This is a genomic window from Variovorax rhizosphaerae (assembly GCF_037889975.1).
GTDB classification, from domain to species: domain Bacteria; phylum Pseudomonadota; class Gammaproteobacteria; order Burkholderiales; family Burkholderiaceae_C; genus Variovorax; species Variovorax rhizosphaerae.
Genome location: NZ_JBBKZT010000011.1, coordinates 218372 through 240158, shown reverse-complemented (window position 1 = coordinate 240158; position 21787 = coordinate 218372). Strand labels below are relative to the sequence as shown.

Here is a 21787-nt window from a genome sequence, read left to right as displayed (position 1 = left end):
CGCGACCCGAGCTCGGTGCCCTCGCTACGAAATCTTCACACCTTCTGACACCATGACCGCCGTTGCTGCGACTCGCATCGAGCGCGATGCCTTCGGTCCGGTGGAGATACCCGCCGACCGCTACTGGGGCGCGCAGACGCAACGCGCGCTTGGCGTGTTCGACATCGGGGAGGAGCGCTTTCCGGCGTGTCTCCTCCATGCCTTCGGACTGCAGAAGATGGCGGCCGCACGTGCCAATGCGCGTTGCGGCGCGCTGGATGCGGTGCTGGCGGAGGCGATCGTTTCGGCTGCGAGTGAATTGCGCGACGGGCGCTTCGATGCCCACTTCCCGCTCACGATCTGGCAGACCGGCTCGGGCACGCAGACCAACATGAATGCCAACGAGGTCATCGCGAACCGGGCCAACGAACTGCTGGGCCAGCCTTTGGGCACGAAGTCGCCGGTGCATCCGAACGACCACGTGAACGCGTCGCAGTCGTCCAACGACAGCTTTCCGACGGTGATGCACATCGTGACCGTGCTCGAACTGGCGCAACGTCTGAAGCCTTCGCTTGCCTTGTTGCGCGACAGCTTGCAGGAGAAGGCCAGCGCGTTCCATGACGTGCTGAAGATCGCCCGCACCCACCTCATGGACGCGGTGCCGATGACGATGGGCCAGGTGTTCGACACCTTTGCCCGCCAGGTCGGCCATGGCATGGACAGGATCGACGCCGCGATGCCGCGCCTGCTGTCCCTGCCGCAGGGCGGCACGGCGGCCGGCACCGGGTTGAACGCGCCAGCGGATTTCGATGCGCGATTCTGCGAGGAACTGCGCGCGCTGACGGGCCATGCCTTTACGCCCAACCCGTCCAAGTTCGAAGGCATGGCGGCGCACGACGCCTTGGTGGAAGCATCGGGCGCATTGAACGTGATCGCGACCTCGCTGATCAAGATCGCCAACGATCTGCGCTGGCTCGGTTCCGGCCCGCGCGCCGGTTTGGGCGAACTGAAGATCCCGGACGACGGGCTGACGAGTTCGATCATGCCCGGCAAGCGCAACCCGACCATCGCCGAGGTGCTGGCGCAGGCCTGCATGCAGGTGGTGGGAAACCATGCCGTCATCACGATGGCCAATGCCTCGGGCAACTTCGAGTTGAACGTGGCCAAGCCGGTGCTGATCGCGAATCTGCTGCAGTCGATTCGTGTGCTGGCAGACGCGTCGCGCGTCTTTGCGACGGGGCTGATCCGGGGCATCGAAGTCGATGAAGCGCGGCTGGCCGCCAATGTGTCCAACAGTCTTCTGCTGGCGACCGCGCTGAATCCGCTGCTGGGCTACGACAAGGTGGCGTCGATCACCGCGGAGGCCGTGGCCAAAGGCATCACGCCGCGGGAGGCCGCGTTGTCGATGGGGCTCATCGATGGCGAGACCTATGACCGCGTCGTCGACGCTCGCAAGATGGCCGGTGGATAGATTCGCTTCCGGGCCTCACGCCCCGGGCATTCATCAGGCCTGGGTCGCGTGCGGTCCCCAAATCACTTCGGGAACAGGAAGGTCACCACGAACCGAAAGCCCAGGTCCTTCGGCCCCGTGTCGGGGCTTTCGGCCCAGTAACGCAGTCCTCCGGTCAGGCTGATGGGCTGTTTGCCCACCTTGATCAGCTTGCCCACGGTGAGGTTGAGCGGCACTGACCACTGCTTGTTCTTCCAGTCGTAGGTCGACTCGGTATTGACGCCGTAGGTCCAGGCGTCCTTTGTCGTGTACGACAGGAAGGGCTGGATGAAGGTGTTGCTGATGTTGGGCCGGTTGGAGTCGCCGCCCCCGGCCCAGATGTGGTTGGCCAGCATGCCGTAGGTCCAGGGGCCGTCCTGCTTCAGCAGCACGATCGTCGGGCCGGCGCCCCACTTGCGCGCGCTCAGTGCGGATTCGGTGCCGGTGGGCAGGTAGAACGCTGGCCCAACGCCCCAGATCAGGCCACCCGGGCCGGGCGCCTTGGGCGAGAAGAACAGGCTCTGCGTGATGTCCCCCAGCCCCCACTGGCTCGTGCCCGGCTGGATGTTGGTCTGGCTCACAATCGGCACGATGGTGCGGCTGATCACGTTCCATTCCGCGTTGAGTTCGATCGGCACCACGGGCTGCACGTTCAACACGTTCTTGTGGCCCGAGTCGTCCGAGCCGTAGCGGTGGTCGTAGTTGTACTGGAACGGCACGCTGATCATCGCGGCGACGGGGTTGGACAGCTTCTTCGCCAGTTCCTCGGCGTCCTGTGCGTTGGCGGCCGGCGCGGCGAGCAGGGCGGCCAGGGCGAGAGATGCCGTGGAGGCCACGGAACCGGGTCGGAAGTTCATTCGCAGGTCCTTCAAGTGCAAGGCATGACAGCCCAAGCCCGATGGCGTGTCAATGGCACTCTGGGGCAGTCGGCAAGGGTGGCGCCTGCGGGCTGCGAGTGCTAGTGTGCTGTCCCCACAAGCGGAGAACACCATGCAGCGACGCAACGTGATGATTGCAGGTGGACTGACCCTGGCAACTGTTGCCACGCCGGCCCTGGCGCAGAAAGTCGCGCACCCGCACGCGGGAGCGCCCGGTCAATGGCGCCTGATCGGCACCACGCATGCCAACCACACCATCGACCATGACGGCATCGTGGTGGCCGGGCCCTTCGACAACTTCCGCCGCATCAAGTTCAAGGTCACGGACGCCTCGCTGAACCTCTACCGCCTGGTCGTTACCTACGACAACGGAGCGCCCGACAAGATCGAAGTGCGGCAGAACATCCCGCGCGGCGGGGAGAGCAGGGTGATCGACCTGCGCGGCGCGGGCAAGCGCAGCGTCCGCCGGATCGACTTCTGGTACGACACCAAGGAGTTGCTGAACGGCAGGGCGGATGTGACGGTGTTCGGGATGGCCTGATTCATCCCTTGCATGAGGTAGTAAAAAGTTCCAGGCGGCGGCACCGTCGGCAGTAAAGTCCCTCCCCAGCGCCCCCGCGCCGAGGAGGCCGACATGATCTTTCGCAGTCCCTGGCCCGACATCGACATTCCCGACCGCTCCGTCGGCGACCACGTCTTCAGGGATCTGGCGGCCCATGCAAGCAAGACCGCCTTCATCGATGGCCCCACAGGCCGCACGCTGACCCACGGCCAGGTGTTCGGCATGGCCCGGCGCGTGGCCGGCGCACTGCTGAAGCGTGGCCTGCGCAAGGGCGATGTCTTCGGCATCTTCTGCCCCAACCTGCCGGAATACGTCGTGGCTTTCCATGGTGTCGCGATGGCCGGTGGTGTGGTCACCACGGCCAGCCCGCTGTGCACCGCGGAGACGCTGGCCGAGCAACTCGGCGACAGCCGCGCACGCTATCTGCTGACCATCCCGCCCTTCATCGGTGTCGCGTTAGAGGCGGCCAAGGCGGCGGGCGTCGAGGAGGTGTTCGTGTTCGGCGAGGCCGGTGGCGCGACGCCCTTCTCTGCGCTGGTGGCCGAGGAGGCGGACACGTTCAAGGTCGAGATCGACCCGGCCCGCGACCTGATCGCCTTGCCGTACTCCAGCGGCACTACCGGCCGCGCCAAGGGTGTGATGCTGACGCACCGGAACATGGTCGCGATGCTGGCGCAGCTGGAAACCCTGTTCGGCGAGCGCAGGGACGACAAGTCGCTGGCGGTGCTGCCCTTCTTCCATTGCTACGGCCTGCTGGCCTTCGTCTGCATGACGGTGATGCGCGGCAGCGCGTGCGTGACGATGCCGCGCTTCGACTTCGAGCAGTTCCTGCAACTCATCGAGCGCCACCGGGTGACCTCGCTGATGGTGGTGCCGCCGATCGTGCTGGCGCTGGCCAAGCATCCGCTGGTGGCGAAATACGACCTGTCGTCGGTGGAGTTCATCAACAGCGGCGCGGCGCCGCTGGGCGAGGCGCTGCAGAACGAGGCCAGCGCGCGCATGGGCGTCGAGGTGCGGCAGGGCTATGGCATGTCGGAATGCACGCTGGCCGTGAGCGGACGCCGGCGCGATGGCGATCCCGCCAAGCCAGGCGCGGTCGGCCGCCTGCTGCCGAACATGGAGGCGCGCGTGCTCGACACGGCCACCGGCGAGGAGCTGGGCCCGAACCAGCGCGGCGAACTGGTCGTGCGCGGGCCGACCGTCATGCGCGGCTACTTCGGCAACGTGCAGGCCACCGATGCCACCATCGATGCCGACGGCTGGCTGCACACGGGCGATGTGGTGGTCATCGACGACGACGGCGAGTTGTTCATCGTCGACCGGCTCAAGGAGCTGATCAAGGTCAACGCGCACCAGGTCGCGCCGGCGCATCTGGAGTCGGTGCTGTTGACGCATCCGGCGGTGGCGGATGCGGCGGTGATCGGCATTCCGGATGAGGAGACGGGCGAGGCGCCGAAGGCCTTCGTGGTGAAGCGGGGCGATGTCAGCGACGAGGCGCTGATGGCGCATGTGGCCGGGCATGTGGAGCCGTATGCCAAGGTGCGCGCGGTGGAGTTCGTCGATGCGATTCCGAAGTCGCCCTCCGGGAAGATCTTGCGGCGGGAACTGAGGGAGCGGAACGTGGCTTGAGGCGTCGCCGCCGATGCTGCTCCGCGCACCCTGCGCGCGTGACGGGTGGGCCTGTCGATTCGCGCTTGGAAAGACTTATTTGACATTCCTTCAAACGAATTGCAATTCGCTCGACTGACTCGCCCATCGGGGTGAGAAATCGCGGGTTTTCCGGCGGCGATTTCCTGTGACTTGATGTATCGTCCCGGCCAATCCAGAGTGGTCAAGGGAGTGGAATGAGTCACGAATCCACGGGCGCGCAAGCGCCCGTTGTCATGTTGGGCGCGAATGCGTCCCCAAGGCCGGCGCCTGAGGCGCCATCTGTCACGGTCAACGCGTCGCTAGCCGCGCTCTGCACCATCGCCCGCTTCCATCAGATCGCGGCCGACCCGGCGACCCTCGCGCATCAACTCGGCCTGACCCCCAGCGATGCGGTTGACACCACCACGCTGCTGCGCGCCGCAAAGGAACTCGGCCTCAAGGCCAAGCTCTCGCGCACCTCGATGGATCGCCTGCCGCTCACGCCGCTGCCCGCGCTCGCCGTGGTCCGCTCCGAAGCCGGTGCCGACCGCATCGTCCTGCTCGCCCAATGCGACGCCCAACGCGTGCTGCTGCAAGACCCGTCCACCGGCTCGGCCCGCCCGGTCGTCGAGCCGATGGACACCTTCGCCGCCCGCTGGACTGGCGAGCTCATCCTCTTCACCAGTCGCGCCAGCCTCACCGGCGAGCTCGCCAAATTCGATTTCTCCTGGTTCATCCCCAGCCTGGTCAAGCACCGCAAGCTGCTGGGCGAAGTGCTGTTCATCAGTTTCATCCTGCAACTGTTCGCACTCGTCAGTCCGCTGTTCTTCCAGGTCGTGATGGACAAGGTACTGGTGCACCGCGGCATCACCACGCTCGACGTGCTGGTCATCGGCCTGGTGGTCGTCGTCACCTTCGAAAGCCTGCTCAGCGGCCTGCGCAGCTACGTCTTCAGCCACACCACCAATCGCATCGACGTGGAACTGGGCGCGCGGCTGTTCCGCCACCTGGTGCAACTGCCGCTCGCCTACTTCCAGGCCCGCCGCGTCGGCGACTCGGTGGCGCGCATGCGCGAGCTGGAGAACATCCGCAGCTTCATCACCGGCAATGCGCTCACCGTGCTGCTCGACGTCGTGTTCTCGATCGTCTTCATCGCCGTGATGCTGTTCTACAGCGTGCCGCTGACCCTGATCGTGCTGGTCAGCCTGCCGCTCTACTTCGGGCTGAGCCTGGCGGTCGTGCCCATCCTGCGCAAGCGACTGGACGTCAAGTTCGCACGCGGCGCGGAGAACCAGGCGATGCTGGTCGAGGCCGTCACCGGCATACAGACCGTCAAGGCCACCGCGCTGGAACCCGCCTTTGCGCGCCGCTGGGACAACCAGCTGGCGGCGTACGTCTCGGCCAGCTTCAAGACCCAGAACCTCGCGAGCTGGGCGCACGAGGGCGTTAGCCTCATCGGCAAGCTCGTCAACGCCGCCACGCTCTGGTATGGCGCGCATCTGGTCATGAACAACGAACTCTCGGTCGGCCAGTTCGTCGCCTTCAACATGTTCGCCCAGCGCGTGAGCGGGCCGATCATGCGCATGGCGCAGCTGTGGACCGACTTCCAGCAGACGGGCATCAGCATGGCCAGGCTGGGTGACATCCTCAACACCCGCACCGAAGTCCCGCCCAGCACCGCAGCGCAACTGCCCGCGCTCAAGGGCCGCGTCACGCTGGACAACCTGAGCTTCCGCTACCGGCCTGAAGCCAACCCGGTGCTGCAGGGCGTGAGCCTGGATGTGCGGCCCGGTGAAGTCATCGGCATCGTCGGGCGCTCGGGCTCCGGCAAGAGCACGCTGACCAAGCTGATCCAGCGGCTGTACACGCCCGAGCAAGGCCGCCTGCTGGTCGACGGCATCGACATCAGCCTGATCGACGCGGCGCAACTGCGTCGGCAGGTCGGCGTGGTGCTGCAGGAGAACCTGCTGTTCAACCGCAGCGTGCGCGAGAACATCGCCATCGTCGACCCGGCCGCGCCGCTGGAAGCCGTGATGCGCGCCGCGCAACTGGCCGGCGCGCACGAGTTCATCAGCGAACTGCCCGAGGGCTACGACACCATGGTTGGTGAGCAGGGGGCCAGTCTCTCCGGCGGACAGCGGCAACGCATCGCCATCGCACGGGCCTTGTTCACCCAGCCCCGCATCCTGATCTTCGACGAGGCCACCAGCGCGCTCGACTACGAGAGCGAAGCGATCGTCCAGCGCAACATGGCCCACATCTGCAAGGGCCGCACCGTCTTCATCATCGCCCACCGCCTGAGCGCCGTGCGCCACGCGAACCGCATCATCGTGATGGACAGGGGCCGCATCGTCGAAGGGGGAACGCACGACGCGCTGCTGAGCAAGCCCAAGGGCATCTACGCCCACCTGTGGTCCATGCAGTCCGGCATGCGCCCCACGACGGATGCCCAGGGAGCCACACCATGAGCACGACCCCGCATTCGCATCCACTCCCTCTCCCTCCGGGAGAGGGCGGGGGTGAGGGCAGCAGCGCTTCCATCCCATCAGCGCCAGCCACACGCGCAAGCCCTCGACGCGAACTCCTGGCCCGCTACACCGCCATCTTCCGAGCCGCCTGGCGCCACCGCCAAGAGCTCGCAGGCCCCAGCCGCCTTGCCGACGAAGCCGCCTTCCTCCCCGCCGCCCTGAGCCTGCAAGACACCCCGCTGCACCCCGCGCCAAGGCGCCTGGCTTTTGCGCTCATCGCGCTGTTCCTCTTCGCCCTGGCATGGGCCATCTTCGGCCACGTCGACATCGTCGCGGTCGCGCCCGGCCGCATCCAGGTCAGCGAGCGCACCAAGCTCATCCAGCCGCTGGAGCGCAGCGTCGTCAAGCGCGTGCTGGTGAAGGATGGCGACCGCGTCGAGGCGGGTCAGCCACTCGTCGAACTCGATCCCACCAGCGCCAGCGCCGACAAGGCCAATGTCGACGAGCAGCTCAAGTCGGCCCAGTCCGAAGCCCTTCGCACGCGCGCCTTGCGCATCGCCTTGGCAGGCCCGCAACGCGGCGCGCCCGAGCTGCCTCCGCAAGCGATCCCCTCCGGCTGGACCCCGGAAGACCTGCGCGCCGCCAAGGCCCAGCTCTCCGCCGAGTGGAGCGACATCACGGCCAAGCTCGCCAAGTCCAGTTCCGAGATCGCCCGCCGCCAGGCCGAGATCGCCACCGTGCGCGCCATGGTCGCCAAGCTCGAAGCGACCGTGCCCATCGCCCGCCAGCGCGAGAAGGACTTCAAGCAACTGGCCGACCAGGGCTTCATGTCCAGCCACGCCAACCAGGACCGCACGCGCGAGCGCATCGAATTGGAGCAAGACCTGGCCACCCAGCGCGCCCACCTCGTGGAAACCCAGGCGACGCTCCGCGAAAGCGAGAACACCCGGTCGGCCTACCTCGCCGAAACCCAACGCGGCCTGAGCGAGCGCGAGGCCAATGCCGACCTCAAACGCAGCCAGGGCACGCAGGAATACGCCAAGGCCACGCAACGCGAAAAGCTCACCACGCTCACAGCGCCAGTCAAGGGCACCGTGCAGCAACTGGCCGCGCACACCGAAGGCGGCGTGGTGACCGAGGCACAGCCCCTCATGGTGATCGTGCCCGACGACGCCAACGTCACTGCGGAGGTCACGCTGGAGAACAAGGACATCGGCTTCGTCGTCGCAGGGCAGGAGGCGGAGATCAAGCTGGAGACCTTCCCGTACACGCGCTACGGGACGGTAAAGGCCAAGGTGTCACGGGTCACGGCTGATGCGGTCAATGACGAGAAGCGCGGGGCAATCTTTCCGGTGACGCTGAGCCTGGAGAGGAACACGATCGACGTGGATGGCAAGCGGATCAAGCTGAGTCCGGGGATGAACCTGACGGCGGAGATCAAGACGGGGCAGCGGCGGGTTATTGAGTTCTTGTTGAGTCCGGTGCAGAGGGCTACAAGCGAAAGTTTAAGGGAGCGATGAATGAAAAATCGTCAAGAAGAATTTTAATAGATAATTTAATTGAAACGGTAAATCGAGAGCGCTAGGAGGGCGAATGGATAAAAAGCACCAATCGTGAATATTTTAAGAGATAGAAAAGACAAATCTTCGAAATATCTTGCCGGGGGTGTGCGAGTCGCTATTGTCGTTGGACTGCTCGCACTCGCAGTAGTCTCATATTATTTTTTCAGTAAGAAGGAAGGGGCGACTGATCAATATCAGGGCCGCCCACTTCTTCCTGCCGGATTTGCTTTATCAGCCGATTCGAAGGAGGTTGTTGGAAATTTGGGCGGGCTGCCGGTGAAATTTCCTCGAAACTTTGTCGACGGTGTCGAATACGACGGAGATCCGGGCTTTGGAGAAAAACGAGAACTTCCTGCCGCCAATAGAACTGCAGAAATGGGACTGCGCAGTCTGGGGTTTTTTGTTCGATCTCCAGAATTCTTGGTCATGGATCGCGAGCAGGCGAATGAAGATCGAAAAAAATACTCAAGATATACGACCCCGTGGATCAGTGTTTCCATTATCGCTGGCTCATACTTTGGCGATGGAAAATTTTTGGAGCGCAGTGTTGAGCGAATGAATGATGATCCGGGTTTCCAATATGAAAAACTACCGGGAAAGAAATTCGATCTTGATGCTTACACGCCAGTATCGGTGGATCCATCCAAAAGGTTCAAGGATCCGAAGACTGGATCTTACGGCAAGGATATGCGAGATCAGGACGTGTTTGTCTTTCTGGACAAGAAGACGGGTAAGGTTGAAACATACATCGAATGCAGCAACATCCAGCACGATGGCGCTCTTTGTCAGCAATATTTCTATTTGAGACTACCGTTGAGGGTTAAAGTTTCCGCCCTCTACCGCAGAGGGCAGCTGGAAAATTGGAGACTGATTCAATCGTCCATAAGAAGAGTGATTCTTGATTTCAAAAATAACTAATTGAAGGAGGAAATATGCCAAATAATTTGACGCGACAACAAATCGATTCGCATAAATCCATGCTCAATTTAGTGCGTGTTCTGGATATTTAACAAGCGCTGAGCGATCAGGGTTATCGCTACGCGGGCGTCGCGTGCGGGGATACGATCACTGGTGCATCTGCGCTTAGTACCTAAAAGGCACAGCATTGATGGGCGTTGGAAGCGAGGCTTGCAAAACTCTTTCGGTTCAGCAACTTGATCTTAATTGAAAATTTGTCATCAGTTTCTCTAATCTATTAAAAAAACCTCAAGGAGTAAAGTTAATGCCTTTTGTGAACGAACGAATATCGTCTGAAGATTTTAATAAATATGATATTGAGAGGATTATCAAAAATATAGAAGGCATCAATGCGCCTGCAACTACTATCGAAGACATTTTGGGTTGGACTATAGACAGGTCAAAAAACATCTTCCTGCTTTATGTCACGGCGTATGGTCAATTTGAGGATCGCCACGTAGAGACCTATGTGCTGTGGTGGGATGGTGCCGTGATCAAGGCTGATCTGGAAACCGTGGATGGCTCACGATCTGATCGCAACAGTACGCACATGATTCTGGAGTTGCCCAAGTTAATTTTGCCGAATGGATTTTCTACCGGGCGCGCACAAGTGCTTGATGTGCTGAAGGAAGCAAGAGTCTGCCGTGGTTCCCGTGGAGTCTTTGGTCAAGAAAAAAACTACACCATCGAATTCAGGTTTTAACTGGGAAAGAAAATAATGTCTATCGCCGCACCGAAGCGCAAGCAAATCAACTTATTTTCTATAACCCGGAAGAATGTTCCAGTGCCAGCGCTCTTCGCAATCTTGTTAATCAGCTTTCTATTGATGCCTCAGGAAAAGTAACAGTGACCTACAGTGGTTCTGTTGCAGGTGGAATTGGGAGTTCAGACGTTGTCAACTGGCTTAAAGCGAACAGTCCTGATGCAAGACTGATTGGCAACACTGAATTGGCAAAGTTTCTAAATGGCGATATCTTTAAGCAACACGTTAGCACGGTTTTTGGAAGCAATCCGGATATCCGCGGCACTCCTGCCTACGACTTTGTTGGCGGCGATCCACAAAGCAGCTTGTGGGCCACCAGCTCCAAGAACTTTGTAGATGGAGCCGAAGGCTCCGTGCGCTCCATCACTCCATTTGCAGACCCGTCGCGCGTGTGGGCGCAAACTGAGTTTGAAACTTTTCTGAACGACCCCAAGGCGACCGACTTGTGGGGCGTCTCACGGGAAGCATTTATTGGTTTTCGGGATTTATTGACTCGGGTTGGCATCGAGCCCGGCGATGCGCTGACCGCAGCGCGCGACCTGGCAACCTTCATCTCGCGCGAAAAACTCGGTGGAATCGACATCGCTCGAGATGCATCTGGAAATATTACGTGGGTGGACGCGGCCAAACTGCTGGGAGACCCGGCAGCCGCCAAGCCGATACCGGCCGATGCCACGATAGGTAGCTTGGGTGATTTGATGGGCGCCTTGTCCAAGTCGCAACTCGGCGAACTTAGTAGCTTGAGTAGTGCAATGGATGCCGTTTCCAACAACCAGACCTTTTGGCGAGGTATTGGTGCAACCGAGGCGGGTTTAGGTGTGTTGGGCGCATTTGCTTTAGGGTTCACCGCAGCTGAAGCCGCCATTCGCGCTAAAGAGGCCTATGACATGGATGATCCCATTACAGCCCAAACCATCGTCCGCGATTGGAGTTTGGGCACGGTGGGTGCTATGGCTGCGGGCGGACTTGCATTTGAAGGCGCTGCGATGCTTTTGGTACCGCTCGCGCTCCTTGGCCCTATCGGTATTGGCGCTGGAATTATTGGCGCACTCGGCACTAGTCTACTCGCCGCTTATTGGGGGCATCAAGCTGGCATAGGTTTTGGTGAAGCCATATCGAGCGCCGTAAATTCATTGTTCAGCGGTGCGCTCAACTGGGTGCCTCCCCGCCGCGACCCCTTGGTCCTGGACCTGAACGGCAACGGCATCACCACCAGCGGTATCAACCCGAATGCCCCCATCCTCTTCGACCAGGACGGCGACGGCACCAAGACCGCCACCGGCTGGATCGCCTCCGGCGAAGCCATCGTGGTGCGCGATCTCGATGGCAACGGAACCATCGACTCCGGCCGTGATCTTTTTGGCGACAACACCATCCTCACCCACGGCGCCCGCGCGGGCCAGAAAGCCGCCAATGGCTTTGAAGCCCTGGCCGACCTGGATGCAAATGCCAACGGCGTGGCCGACGGCAAGTTCGATAGCCATGACGTCGCCTTCTCCAGCGTCAAGCTCTGGAAAGACCTGAACCAGGACGGTGTCAGTCAGGCCAATGAGCTGCTCAGCTTTGCGGACCTGGGCGTGGCCAGCATCAATGTGGCGGGCACCGCCAGCAACGTGAACCTGGGCGGCGGCAACACCCAGACCTTCAGCGGCAGCTTCACCAAGGCCGATGGCACGGTCGGCAGTAGCGGCACGGCCCACATGGCGGGCAGCCTGCTTCTGGCCAACAACAACTTCTACCGCGAATTCACCGACGACCCGGCCGTCAGCACCGAGGCCGCGGCCCTGCCGCAGATGACCGGCAGCGGCGCGGTGCGGGATCTGCGGCCGTCCTGGGCACCGCACAGGCACTGGCGTTGCAGGCCCAACTGGCGCAGTTCGCCGCCGGCACCACCAAAGCGCAGCAACAAGCCAGCCTGGATGCCCTGATCCAAAGCTGGGGAGCCACCAGCGCGATGCCCACCAGCCTCCAGGCCAATCGCACACTGGCCAATCCGGCGGCTGGGGCGGGCTCCATCACGGCTATCGAACAGTTCGCGCAAAACAACCCCGCTCTGTACGCCCAGATGACGGCGCTAGAGCAGTTCAACGGACAAACCATTCTGGACAAGTGGGTGCGCTCCAGCGGCAGCAGCTTTGTGGTGAGCTACAGCGCGGAGCAGGCGGTACTCATCAACCAGGCATACGACGCGCTCAAGGACAGCGTGTACGTGGCGCTGGTGGTGCAGACCCGACTCAAACCCTACCTGGATTCAATCGAGTTGATGGTGGATGAGGCCGGGGTGCACTTCGACACCACAGCGCTGGCGAGCAAAGTGGACGCGGCGATCACGTCCGACAGCCGCAACGGCATCACCGACCTCATCGAGCTGAACCTGTTTGCCAATTCGACACTGCGCGAGGTCGGTTTCGACGGCATCGCGACGCTGCGTGCGCAGATTGCGGCGCTGCCTGTGAATGCACCGGTGCTGGCGGAGTTGGCCAGCTTGCATGTCTTGCAGGGCTCGGCGACGGGGACGGACTTTGCAGAGATTTATTTGGGGAATGCGGGGAATAACGACATCTTTGCCCGGGACGGCGACGACGTTGTTGACGGCGGCGCGGGCGACGACAACATCCGGGGCGAAAGCGGCAACGACACGCTGCTCGGCGGCGCCGGCAATGACGCCCTGTCCGGTGGGGCCGGCAACGACACCTTCGATGGCGGCGCGGGCAACGACACGGCCTACGGCGACGGTGGTAACGACACCTACCTGTTCGGCCGGGGTGATGGCCAGGACACCGTGATCGACTATGACGCGACCGTCGGCAACATCGACCGGGTCATCTTCAAGGCGGGTGTTGCCGTATCGGATGTGCAGGTCAGCCGGAACGGCGATGCACTCGTCTTCAAGATTAACGGCACCACCGACCAGTTGCAGGTGCAGAGCTACTTCAACACAGATGCGACCAATGGCTCGCAGGTGGAGGAGATCCGTTTCACCGATGCACCGGATACGGTCTGGACCGTCGCTGACGTGAAGGCCTTGGTGTTGACTGGTGGCGCGGGCAACGACTACATGACTGGCTTTGCCAGTGCGGACGTGATCAACGGGTGGGGTGGCAACGACGACATCTTTGGCCGGGACGGCGACGATGTGATCGACGGCGGCACGGGCGACGACAACATCCGGGGCGAGAGCGGCAACGACACGCTGCTCGGCGGCGCCGGCAACGATGCCCTCTCCGGGCTAACCGGCAACGACACCTTCGATGGCGGTGCGGGCAACGACACGGCCTACGGCGACGGCGGTAACGACACCTATCTGTTCGGCCGGGGCGACGGCCAGGACACCATGATCGACACCGACAGCACGGCCGGCAATGTGGACCGGCTGGTTTTCAAGGCCGGCGTGGCGGTGGCCGACGTGGTGGCCAGTCGGGACGGTGACACGCTGGTGCTGAAGATCGCCGGTACCACTGACCAAGCGCGGGTACAGAACTATTTCACCGACGATGCGACCAACCGCTCGCAGATCGAAGAGATCCGCTTCACCGATGCCCCGAACACTGTGTGGACCGTTGCTGACATAAAAACCTTGATCTTGACCGGTACCGCAAGCAACGACAATCTGACGGGCTTTGCCAGCGCGGATGTCATGAACGGCCTGGACGGCAATGACGACATTTATGGACGGGACGGTGATGACGTGATCGACGGTGGCGCGGGCAACGACACGCTGCTCGGTGGCACCGGCAACGATGCCCTCTCCGGATTGACCGGCAACGACACGTTCGACGGTGGTGCGGGCAACGACATCATGTACGGTGACGGCGGCAATGACGTCTTCCTGTTCGGCAAGGGCGATGGCCAAGACACCATCGTCGACACCGACACGACCATCGGCAACGTCGACCAGATCATCTTCAAGGCAGGTGTTGCGGTGTCCGATGTCCAGGTCAGCCGCAATGGTGACACCCTGGTGCTGAAGATCAGCGGCACAAGCGACCAGACCCAGGTGTCCAACTACTTTCGCGACGATGCCACCAACGGTTCGCAGATCGAAGCAATCCGCTTCACCGATGCACCCAATACCGTATGGAGCGTCGCCGACGTGAAATCCTTGGTGTTGTCTGGTACTGCGGGAAATGACACCTTGAGTGGTACAGCTGCCGCTGACGTAATCAATGGCTTCGGCGGCAACGACGACATCTATGGCCGAGAGGGCGATGACGTGATCGATGGCGGTGCAGGCGACGACAACATCCGGGGTGAGAGCGGTAACGACACGCTGCTCGGCGGCGCCGGCAATGATGCCCTCTCCGGATTGACCGGCAACGACACCTTCGACGGTGGCGCGGGCAACGACACGGCCTACGGCGATGGCGGCAACGACACCTACTTGTTCGGCCGGGGCGATGACCAGGACACCGTGATCGACACCGACAGCACGGCTGGCAATGTGGACCGGCTGGTCTTCAAGGCCGGTGTGGCGGTGGCCGACGTGGTGACCAGTCGGGATGGTGACACGCTGGTGCTGAAGATCGCCGGCACCACCGACCAGGTGCGGGTGAGCAACTACTTTGCCAACGATGCCGTCAACAGCTCGCTGGTCGAGGAGATCCGCTTCACCGATGCAGCAGACACGGTGTGGACGGTGGCAGCCATGAAAACCATGGTGCTGACCGGCACGGCTGGCAACGACAACCTGCAAGGTTACGCCACCAACGACACCCTCTCCGGAGGTGGTGGCAACGACGATATCTATGGCCGCAGTGGTGATGATGTGATCGACGGCGGGCGGGCGACGACAGCATCCGGGGTGAGAACGGTAACGACACACTGGACGGTGGCACGGGCAACGACACCCTCTATGGTGGCCTGGGCAACAACACCTACCTGTTCGGGCGTGGAGACGGGCAGGACTTTGTCTCCGCCATCAGCGATACCGCCGCCGGCAAGGCCAACGTCTTGCAGTTCAAGGCGGGGGTGGCGGTCAGCGACGTGACGTTGGGCACCTCGGGCGCTGCAGTGATTATCAAGATCAACGGCACCACCGATCAGATTACGTTCGCCAACGTCCTGTACCAGGACAACGTGGCCAATGCGTACAACCCGCTGCAGCAGATCCGCTCTGCCGACGGCACGACCTGGGACCTGGCCGCGATCCAGGCCAAGCTCTACGCAGGCTCGGAGGCGGCGGACACTCTCATCGGCACGCTCAACGCCGAGACCATCAACGGGCTGGGGGGCAACGACTACCTGTACGGCAAGGCCGGCAACGACACCTACTTGTTCAGTCGCGGCTACGGGGTCGACACCGTGACCGAAAACGACGCCACGACAGGCAACACCGACGTGGCGCAGTTCGGCGCGGATATTGCCACCGACCAGCTGTGGTTCCGTCAGGTCGGCAACAACCTGGAAGTGAGCCTCATCGGGACCGACGACAAACTGACCCTCAGCAACTGGTATCTGGGCAGCCAATACCACGTGGAGCAGTTCAAGACCAGCGACGGGCATACCTTGCTCGACAGCCAGGTGCAGAACCTGGTCAGCGCTATGGCGGGCTTTGCGCCGCCTGCGGCCGGGCAGACCACCCTGCCTGCGAACTACGCGTCGAGCTTGGCGGCGAACTGGCAGTAACAGCCACGTCCACCGCGAGTTCTCGGACGACCTGTCAGTGACAGCAAAGGCCCGAGTACTCTTTTGGACGACCAAGCCAATTGCGACAAATATTCATCAGACCGTTTGCTGATTCACTAGTTTCAAGAATTCAAAGAGAAACATAACCATGACATACGTACTTGAAAAGATACAGCCTATTGATGCTGAAAAAATTCTACGTGACGCGGAGCCCAACAGACCTATTTCATTGTCGCTTCTCAATGAGCAGTATTTTAAAAATAACCAAGACTTAAACTGGGCGATAGACCGATCACGCAACATGTATTTGCTTGGTGCACCCGTCAAACCATGGCAGGAAGTTGGACCAGGTTTTTTGTTCTATTTCAAAGGCGTGCTTCAAGAGTTTAATCTACAGAGCCATTTTCATGGAAATTTGGTGATTTTTCCTGGAGGCCCATCACCTACCACCATCCCCTCGATTGAATTTAAGGAGGAATTAACAGCTGCGTTTGCAGTGTTTGGTCGTCAGGGCTTGGGCCCTAATGATGGAAATCCAGGCAATGATTTGTTGAATGCCATTACTCCGGAATTCCAAGAGGGAGATCTGTAATGGCTATGGTTTATTCTACTGCCTACGGGCTAGTTGGTACTGCAGACTATAAAACCGTCGACTCTTTAATTAATCTCGTCAAAGGTATGTCTGGCGCAGTAATAGGCGCTACCTCTGAGAGTGTGCAGCTGCTCTACACCGGCAATATAAATGCGACCACCAAGGCCGGCGAAGCAGCGATCAAAATAGCTGAGACCAGCCAAGGTAAAGTATTTACCGTTGCCGATAGCGAAGTGGGGCGATTGTTGCAATACGACCAGTGTCGCAGGGAACTCCAATTTGCAGTGCGCAACGAAATACTTGCCAAAGCAGGTGCGACCACCGTAACACCGGCGTTGGCTGTAGAGATGGATGCGCGATATAACGAGGTTCTTTACGGTCAAACCCCTACAGGCGAGCGGATCAACTCAACATCCATGTAGGACGTTGGCTCGGCAAAATATGCAGGAGAAGCCAAGGGCATTTTTGGCATTCTTGCGCCCGAGGGGACATTTGAGCGCGGCGTCCTGGTGCAAAGTGAAATTCCAGCGCTATTGAAGAATCCAGACGCGCGTGTTGTCGGGGTTTCAGTCGAGGATTTGAATCGTCTCAAGGTCGATTTGGTTGCCAGCGGCACGGTGGCGGATGTAGCCGCCGCAGACAAGGTAGTACTCGACTACATCACCAGCGTTTCGGTACAACAAACCGGCAACCTCAAAGTTGCAATGGACGTTAACGGAACTGTGAGGGATGTTGGCAGCTCGGAATATTTTGACAAACTGGGGCTGCAAGAGTTGGGCAAGACCTTGCCGCCAGAGCTTGCGGGTAATTACGTCTCCACTTTGCAGATTCCTCAAACGGCAGCCAACGAAGTTGCCTTGTAAAATGCGGCGTTGGCCAATGAGCATGTTGTCGGCTATCAAAAAGAAGCTGTCGAACGTGCCCGATTGGGCGGTGATCCCATTGCTTTGGAAATGGCAAACAAAGGACTCAGCCGTGCCAATGCCGTGGGGATGGTCATGGCGGTGATGCTGATTGCGACCAATGCCGTTGCAGCGGAGCAAGAGGGCGACCCCGATAAGGCACATGCGATCGTGGCCAATGGACTGAAAGACCTCGCCGAGGGCGCCCTGATTTTCGGCGGGATCGAACTCGCCGCCGTAGCCATCGGGGCAATTGTCGGCCTGCCACTCGGTGCTGCTGTAGGTGGTTTCTTGGCTGTCTATGGCGCTTATGAGGCGCTCAGAATGGTGCCCACGCTGTTAAGTAGCATTAACACACTTGTCACCAACGCCCTGAACTGGGTAGCCCCCCGCCGCGACCCCTTGGTCCTGGACCTGGACGGCAACGGCATCACCACCAGCGGCATCAACCCCAATGCCCCCATCCTCTTCGACCAGGACGGCGACGGCACCAAGACCGCCACCGGCTGGATCGCCTCCGGCGAAGCCATCGTGGTGCGCGACCTCAATGGCAATGGAACCATCGACTCCGGCCGTGAACTGTTCGGCGACAACACCATCCTCACCCACGGTGCCCGCGCAGGGCAGACCGCCGCCAACGGCTTTGAAGCCCTGGCCGACCTGGATGCCGACGCCAACGGCGTGGCCGACGGCAAGTTCGATGGCCATGACGTCGCCTTCTCCAGCGTCAAGCTCTGGAAAGACCTGAACCAGGACGGTGTCAGCCAAGCCAATGAGCTGCTCAGCTTTGCGGACCTGGGCGTGGCCAGCATCAATGTGGCGGGCACCGGCAGCAACGTGAACCTGGGCGGCGGCAACACCCAGACCTTCAGCGGCAGCTTCACCAAGGCCGATGGCACGGTCGGCAGTAGCGGCACGGCCCACATGGCGGGCAGCCTGCTTCTGGCCAACAACAACTTCTACCGCGAATTCACCGACGACCCGGCCGTCAGCACCGAGGCCGCGGCCCTGCCGCAGATGACCGGCAGCGGCGCGGTGCGGGATCTGCGGCCGGCCATGAGCCTGGGCACCGCACAGGCACTGGCGTTGCAGGCCCAACTGGCGCAGTTCGCCGCCGGCACCACCAAGGCGCAGTAACAAGCCAGCCTGGATGCCCTGATCCAAAGCTGGGGCGCCACCAGCGCGATGCCCACCAGCCTCCAGGCCAATCGCACACTGGCCAATCCGGCGGCTGGGGCGGGCTCCATCACGGCTATCGAACAGTTCGCGCAAAACAACCCCGCTCTGTACGCCCAGATGACGGCGCTAGAGCAGTTCAACGGACAAACCATTCTGGACAAGTGGGTGCGCTCCAGCGGCAGCAGCTTTGTGGTGAGCTACAGCGCGGAGCAGGCGGTACTCATCAACCAGGCATACGACGCGCTCAAGGACAGCGTGTACGTGGCGCTGGTGGTGCAGACCCGACTCAAACCCTACCTGGATTCAATCGATTTGATGGTGGATGAGGCCGGGGTGCACTTCGACACCACAGCGCTGGCGAGCAAAGTGGACGCGGCGATCACGTCCGACAGCCGCAACGGCATCACCGACCTCATCGAGCTGAACCTGTTTGCCAATTCGACACTGCGCGAGGTGGGATTTGACGGCATCGCGACGCTGCGTGCGCAGATTGCGGCGCTGCCTGCCAATTCACCGGTGCTGGCGGAGTTGACCAGCCTGCATGTCCTGCGGGGCACGGCAACGGGGACGGATAACCACGAGGTTTATTTGGGGGATGCCGGGAACAATAGTTTCAACGGTGGAGGCGGTGACGATGTGATCGATGGGCGGATGGCAACGACTCTCTCAGTGGCGCAGCGGGCACCGATGTGCTCAGTGGTGGAGTCGGTAACGACACGCTCCAGGGTGGTGGCGGTAACGACGTGCTCGATGGCGGCACCGTCAACGACATCCTGGCCGGCAGCGTGTATGACACCTGGAACGGCAACTACAACGGAGCGGGCAACGACACCTACCTGTTCGGCCGGGGCGACGGCCAAGACAGCATTCACGACAACGACGGCACGGCAGGCAACCTGGACAAGCTCGTCTTCAAGGCCGGTGTGCTGCCGGCCGATGTGCTGATCAGCCGCTCAGGCGACAACCTGCTCCTCAAGCTCTCGGGCACCACGGACCAAGTCACCGTGACCAACTACTTTGGCAGCGATGCCACCAATGGCTGGCAGATCGAGGAAATCCAGTTCGCGGATGGATCGTTGTGGAAGATCCCCCAAGTAAAGGCCTTGGTCGCAGGCGCCTTGTCGCCCACCGTGGCAACGCCAATTGCCGACCAGAGGGCAGTTGAACAGTCCGCTTTCGACTGGACCATTCCGCCCAACGCTTTCAAGGACGCCGACTCCGGCACCGCCCTGACGTACACGGCGCATTTGGCGGACGGTAGCGCTTTGCCTTCATGGCTCGGATTCGATGCAGCCAGCCGGCGCTTCACGGGCACGCCAGGCAGTGAAGCACTGGGGGCGCTGCAGATCAGGGTCACGGTGACCGACCCGCAAGGGCTTTCCACGAGCGACGTGTTCGCGTTGACCGTCGACAAAGCTGCCGTAGCGGCGCCGGTGGCCATCAACGGTACGACAGGGGCCGACACCTTGACTGGCACGCCCGGCGACGATGTCATCAACGGCTTGGCAGGCGATGACAAGATCGACGGCGCAGGCGGTGCCGACGCAATGTCAGGCGGCACAGGAAATGACTTCTACCTCGTCGACAACGCCAACGACCGGGTGATCGAACTGGCTGGCGAAGGCGTGGACGCAGTGGAGAACCGAGTCTCCTATGCCCTGGGTGCCAATCTGGAGAACTTGCACCTCGCAGGCACCGCTGCCATCAACGGCACCGGCAACGCCTTTAACAACGTGGTGACCGGCAACACCAGCGACAACGTGCTGGACGGCGGCGCGGGCAACGACTGGCTGTACGGCAACGCAGGCAATGACACGTTCATCGTCGACAGCACCGGTGATGCTGTCGTCGAATTCCAGAACGAAGGAACGGATACCGTGCAGTCCAGCGTCACGTACGCACTCGGCGCCAATGTCGAGAACCTGACCCTCACGGGCACCGCCGCCATCAACGGCACCGGCAATGCGCTGGACAACGTGCTGACAGGCAACGCCGGCAACAACTGGCTGGATGGTGGTGCGGGCAACGACACCTACCTGTTCGGTCGTGGTGACGGCCAGGACACCATCGGCGACAACGACCTCACCGCGGGCAATGTCGACAAGATTGTCTTCAAGGCCGGCGTGGCGGTGGCTGACGTCTCGGTTAGCCGCGAAGGTGATGCATTGATCCTGAAGATCGCCGGCACCACCGACCAGGTGCGGGTGCAGAACTACTTCGGCAACGATGCCACCAACGGCTGGCAGATCGAGGAGATTCGCTTCACCGACGCACCGACCACGGTGTGGAACGTTGCCAGGGTCAAAGCCTTGGCGTCGGAGTCCGTGCCCGCCGAGGTGGTGCCAATCAACGGTACAGCAGGGGCCGACACGCTGACTGGAACGCCCGGCGACGACGTCATCAACGGCTTGGCCGGCGACGACAGGATCGACGGCGCCGGCGGCGCAGACGCAATGTCAGGCGGCACGGGCAACGACTTCTACTTCGTCGACAACGCCAACGACCGGGTGATCGAACTGGCTGGCGAAGGCGTGGACGCGGTGGAGAACCGTGTCTCCTATACGTTGGGCGCCAACCTGGAAAATCTGCACCTCGCAGGCACCGCTGCCATCAACGGCACCGGCAACGCGCTGAACAACGTGGTGACGGGCAACAACAGCGACAACGTGCTGGATGGCGGCACGGGCAACGATTGGCTGTACGGTAATGCAGGCAACGACACCTACTTGCTGGCCCGAGGTCACGGGTCCGACGTGGTGGTGGAAGAAGACGGTACCGCCGGCAACGTCGACATCGCATTGTTCGGCGACGACATCGCGATGGACCAGCTCTGGTTCGCCAAGGGCACGGGCAACGACCTGGTCGTCAGCGTCATCGGCACGGAAGACAAGTTCACCATCAAGAACTGGTACGCAGGGAATCAGCACCACGTGGAACAGTTCAGGACCAGCGACGGCAAGGTCTTGCTCGACACCGAGGTCCAGAACCTGGTCCAGGCCATGGCGGGGTTCGCTCCGCCTGCCGCGGCACAGACCACGTTGCCGGCGAGTTACCAGCCCAACCTGAACCCCGTGATCGCCTCCAATTGGCATTGAGTTGGCGGGGGTGGGCGGTGCCCGCCTCCCGCATCGCAGGCCCGCGGTGCGTGGCCTGCGAGATTGCGTTCACCGAGCCGTCGGGCCCCTTGTCGCATGCGCAAGGA

15 protein-coding genes and 3 pseudogenes are annotated in these 21787 nt (G+C 61.5%); 17 read left to right on the top strand and 1 reads right to left on the bottom strand.

Annotated features, from left to right (window positions below):
- Nucleotides 1–52 precede the first annotated feature (52 nt).
- Nucleotides 53–1450, top strand: a complete 1398-nt coding sequence (locus WKW82_RS23785; protein ID WP_340344809.1) for a class II fumarate hydratase — start codon at nucleotides 53–55, stop codon at nucleotides 1448–1450.
- Nucleotides 1451–1512: 62 nt separating this feature from the next.
- Here WKW82_RS23785 and WKW82_RS23780 read toward each other — a convergent pair whose 3' ends face one another.
- Nucleotides 1513–2325 carry a transporter gene (locus tag WKW82_RS23780; RefSeq protein ID WP_340344808.1) on the bottom strand — a complete coding sequence of 271 codons (813 nt, stop codon included), beginning with the start codon at nucleotides 2323–2325 and terminating at the stop codon, nucleotides 1513–1515.
- Between the two features lie 133 nt (nucleotides 2326–2458).
- On the opposite strand from WKW82_RS23780, the gene WKW82_RS23775 reads away from it, so the two are divergent.
- From WKW82_RS23775 to WKW82_RS23705, 16 genes and pseudogenes are all read left to right on the top strand, one after another.
- Nucleotides 2459–2887 (top strand): DUF2541 family protein, encoded by a 429-nt coding sequence (locus WKW82_RS23775; RefSeq protein WP_340344807.1) that lies wholly within the window; start codon nucleotides 2459–2461, stop codon nucleotides 2885–2887.
- A gap of 93 nt (nucleotides 2888–2980) precedes the next feature.
- Nucleotides 2981–4537, top strand: a complete 1557-nt coding sequence (locus tag WKW82_RS23770) for an AMP-binding protein (RefSeq protein WP_340344806.1) — start codon at nucleotides 2981–2983, stop codon at nucleotides 4535–4537.
- A gap of 215 nt (nucleotides 4538–4752) precedes the next feature.
- The gene (locus tag WKW82_RS23765; RefSeq protein ID WP_422823563.1) at nucleotides 4753–7005 is read left to right on the top strand and encodes a type I secretion system permease/ATPase; all 2253 of its coding nucleotides are present in this window, start codon (nucleotides 4753–4755) and stop codon (nucleotides 7003–7005) included.
- A complete protein-coding gene (locus tag WKW82_RS23760; protein ID WP_340344805.1) occupies nucleotides 7002–8525 on the top strand; it encodes an HlyD family type I secretion periplasmic adaptor subunit in 1524 nt (507 codons plus the stop codon). Before WKW82_RS23765 ends, WKW82_RS23760 begins: the two co-directional genes overlap by 4 nt.
- Before the next feature lie 93 nt (nucleotides 8526–8618).
- Nucleotides 8619–9485: a hypothetical protein gene (locus WKW82_RS23755; RefSeq protein ID WP_340344804.1), complete on the top strand. Its 867-nt coding sequence runs from the start codon at nucleotides 8619–8621 to the stop codon at nucleotides 9483–9485.
- Between the two features lie 304 nt (nucleotides 9486–9789).
- Nucleotides 9790–10227 carry a hypothetical protein gene (locus WKW82_RS23750; RefSeq protein WP_340344803.1) on the top strand — a complete coding sequence of 146 codons (438 nt, stop codon included), beginning with the start codon at nucleotides 9790–9792 and terminating at the stop codon, nucleotides 10225–10227.
- Nucleotides 10228–10370: 143 nt separating this feature from the next.
- Nucleotides 10371–12215, top strand: a complete 1845-nt coding sequence (locus WKW82_RS23745; RefSeq protein ID WP_340344802.1) for a hypothetical protein — start codon at nucleotides 10371–10373, stop codon at nucleotides 12213–12215.
- A gap of 26 nt (nucleotides 12216–12241) precedes the next feature.
- Nucleotides 12242–15046 (top strand): annotated as a pseudogene (locus WKW82_RS23740) (calcium-binding protein); the annotation flags it as partial.
- Nucleotides 15047–15081: 35 nt separating this feature from the next.
- Nucleotides 15082–15141 (top strand): annotated as a pseudogene (locus WKW82_RS40660) (hypothetical protein); the annotation flags it as partial.
- 96 nt (nucleotides 15142–15237) lie between these two features.
- Nucleotides 15238–15912, top strand: coding sequence for a calcium-binding protein (locus WKW82_RS23735; protein WP_340344800.1), 675 nt, complete (start codon nucleotides 15238–15240; stop codon nucleotides 15910–15912).
- A gap of 148 nt (nucleotides 15913–16060) precedes the next feature.
- Nucleotides 16061–16504 (top strand): hypothetical protein, encoded by a 444-nt coding sequence (locus WKW82_RS23730; protein WP_340344799.1) that lies wholly within the window; start codon nucleotides 16061–16063, stop codon nucleotides 16502–16504.
- Entirely contained in the window at nucleotides 16504–16926 is a 423-nt protein-coding gene (locus tag WKW82_RS23725) for a hypothetical protein (protein ID WP_340344798.1), read from the top strand. Before WKW82_RS23730 ends, WKW82_RS23725 begins: the two co-directional genes overlap by 1 nt.
- Nucleotides 16927–17013: 87 nt before the next feature.
- Entirely contained in the window at nucleotides 17014–17367 is a 354-nt protein-coding gene (locus tag WKW82_RS23720) for a hypothetical protein (protein ID WP_340344797.1), read from the top strand.
- Between the two features lie 9 nt (nucleotides 17368–17376).
- Nucleotides 17377–18543 (top strand): hypothetical protein, encoded by a 1167-nt coding sequence (locus WKW82_RS23715; RefSeq protein WP_340344796.1) that lies wholly within the window; start codon nucleotides 17377–17379, stop codon nucleotides 18541–18543.
- Nucleotides 18544–19268: 725 nt separating this feature from the next.
- Nucleotides 19269–19313: pseudogene (locus tag WKW82_RS40655) on the top strand (hypothetical protein); the annotation flags it as partial.
- 15 nt (nucleotides 19314–19328) lie between these two features.
- A complete protein-coding gene (locus WKW82_RS23705; protein WP_422823561.1) occupies nucleotides 19329–21680 on the top strand; it encodes a calcium-binding protein in 2352 nt (783 codons plus the stop codon).
- Nucleotides 21681–21787 lie beyond the last annotated feature (107 nt).

What these genes read in the sequence shown, in the direction of transcription:
- WKW82_RS23785 (WP_340344809.1), top strand. Translation starts at nt 53, where the DNA reads ATGACCGCCGTTGCTGCGACTCGCATCGAGCGCGATGCCTTCGGTCCG.
- WKW82_RS23780 (WP_340344808.1), bottom strand. Translation starts at nt 2,325, where the DNA reads ATGAACTTCCGACCCGGTTCCGTGGCCTCCACGGCATCTCTCGCCCTG.
- WKW82_RS23775 (WP_340344807.1), top strand. Translation starts at nt 2,459, where the DNA reads ATGCAGCGACGCAACGTGATGATTGCAGGTGGACTGACCCTGGCAACT.
- WKW82_RS23770 (WP_340344806.1), top strand. Translation starts at nt 2,981, where the DNA reads ATGATCTTTCGCAGTCCCTGGCCCGACATCGACATTCCCGACCGCTCC.
- WKW82_RS23765 (WP_422823563.1), top strand. Translation starts at nt 4,753, where the DNA reads ATGAGTCACGAATCCACGGGCGCGCAAGCGCCCGTTGTCATGTTGGGC.
- WKW82_RS23760 (WP_340344805.1), top strand. Translation starts at nt 7,002, where the DNA reads ATGAGCACGACCCCGCATTCGCATCCACTCCCTCTCCCTCCGGGAGAG.
- WKW82_RS23750 (WP_340344803.1), top strand. Translation starts at nt 9,790, where the DNA reads ATGCCTTTTGTGAACGAACGAATATCGTCTGAAGATTTTAATAAATAT.
- WKW82_RS23730 (WP_340344799.1), top strand. Translation starts at nt 16,061, where the DNA reads ATGACATACGTACTTGAAAAGATACAGCCTATTGATGCTGAAAAAATT.
- WKW82_RS23725 (WP_340344798.1), top strand. Translation starts at nt 16,504, where the DNA reads ATGGCTATGGTTTATTCTACTGCCTACGGGCTAGTTGGTACTGCAGAC.